This is a genomic window from Pseudoduganella ginsengisoli (assembly GCF_009720865.1).
Taxonomy (GTDB): Bacteria; Pseudomonadota; Gammaproteobacteria; order Burkholderiales; family Burkholderiaceae_D; genus Rugamonas; species Rugamonas ginsengisoli.
Genome location: NZ_WNLA01000068.1, coordinates 1 through 1,711, shown reverse-complemented (window position 1 = coordinate 1,711; position 1,711 = coordinate 1). Strand labels below are relative to the sequence as shown.

General features: G+C 70.6%; 2 protein-coding genes. Both read right to left on the bottom strand.

Annotated features, from left to right (window positions below; translation table 11 throughout):
* On the bottom strand, positions 1-284 hold a 284-nt coding region (locus GM668_RS30230), incomplete at its 3' end, for a hypothetical protein (RefSeq protein ID WP_155442683.1).
* The gene (locus GM668_RS30225) at positions 281-1,630 is read right to left on the bottom strand and encodes a FliI/YscN family ATPase (RefSeq protein WP_371868805.1); all 1,350 of its coding nucleotides are present in this window, start codon (positions 1,628-1,630) and stop codon (positions 281-283) included. The genes GM668_RS30230 and GM668_RS30225, both read right to left, overlap by 4 nt.
* Positions 1,631-1,711 lie beyond the last annotated feature (81 nt).

The following is a 1,711-nucleotide window of genomic DNA, read 5'->3' as shown; positions in this document are numbered from 1 at the left end:
CGCAGGGCGTCGCGGGCGGCCGCCAGTTGCTGCTGCACCTGGACCAGGTAACCGTGCGCGGCCCGCTGCGCCGTCACGTCCAGCACGGCGTTGGCGCGGCGCTGCGCCATCAGCGCACTCTGGGCAGCGGACAGCGCCTGTTGCAGGCCGCCCACCTTGCGTTCATGGCCGGCCACGGCGTCATTGAGGGGCGCCAGTTCGCGCCCGATCTGGTCGATGTCCCAGTCCGTCACCTGGCGCACCGGTTCCAGCGCATAGTGAAATCCGCGGCGGTCGCGCGTCATGGCTGCGCCTCCCCTTGCATGGCGGCGCGCAGCAGCGCCAGCGCGTCCGCGCGCGGCACGCCCCCTTCGCGCTGGCGCAGGAAGCGCGACAGCGCCGGCCACAAGGCAATGGCGCGATCGATGTCGGCGCTGCTGCCGGACTTATAGGCGCCCATGTCGATCAATTGGCGGTTGCGTTCGTACACCGCCAGGCACTCGAGCGCGTCGTGCACCAGCGCCTGGTCTTCAGGCGTCACCAGGTCGCCAAACAGGCGGCTGACGCTGTGCAGCACGTCGATGGCGGGGTAATGGCCCTGCTGCGCCAGGCGGCGCGCCAGCACCACGTGGCCGTCCAGCGTGGCGCGCAGCATGTCCGAGACGGGTTCGTTGAAGTCGTCGCCGTCCACCAGCACCGTGTACAGCGCCGTGATGGCGCCGCCGCCAGCCGCCGTGCCGCAGCGTTCGCACAATTCCGGCAGTTCGGCAAACACGGACGGGGTATAGCCGCGTGCGGTCGGCGGCTCGCCCACGGCCAGGCCGATTTCGCGGCGCGCCATGGCAAAGCGGGTGACCGAATCCATCATCAGCATGACTTGCCGGCCTTCGCCACGGAAGTATTCGGCAATGGCGGTGGCGGCATAAGCGGCGCGGGCGCGGGCCAGCGCTGGCTGGTCGGACGTCGCCACGACTACGACCGAGCGGCGCAAACCGTCTTCGCCCAGCTGCTTGTCGATGAATTCCCGCACTTCGCGGCCCCGTTCGCCGATCAGCGCAATGACGTTGACTTCACTGAGGGCGTGGCGGGCAATCATGCCCAGCAGCGTGCTTTTGCCGACGCCGCTGCCGGCAAAGATGCCGACCCGCTGTCCCTGGCCCAGCGTCAGCATGCCGTCGATGCAGCGGATGCCGGTCTCCAGCACGGTATCGACGCGCGGGCGCGTCAGCGGATTGAGCGGCGCCGCCTTCAGCGGACGCCAGCCGTCCGCCGCAATGGCGGGACCGTCGTCCAGCGGCGTGCCGAACGCATCGATCACGCGGCCCAGCAGCTGTGGCCCGACGGCGATGCGCGGCATCTGGCCGGTGGCGATCACGCGGCTGCCCACGCCCACGCCATGCAGTTCGCCATAGGGCATCAGCATCACGCGCCCGTCCCGCAGCCCCACCACCTCTGCGCGCAGCGGCTTCGCATGGCCGGCCGCATCGGCGCCGCGGCGCGGCACGATGTCGCAGATTTCTCCCACCAGCACGTCGGGACCGGACGATTCAATGCCCAGGCCCGCCAGTTGCCGCACGTGGCCGACTTTGCGCACCAGCTCTGCTGCGCGGACCGCATCGAGATAGCGCTGCATCAGGCCCACCGTTTCCACAGGCGCGCCAGCTGCGCCACCGGACCGGCCGGTGCGGCAGCGCGCGGCAGCAGTGCGACGCTGGCCGCCGGTACGGCGTGC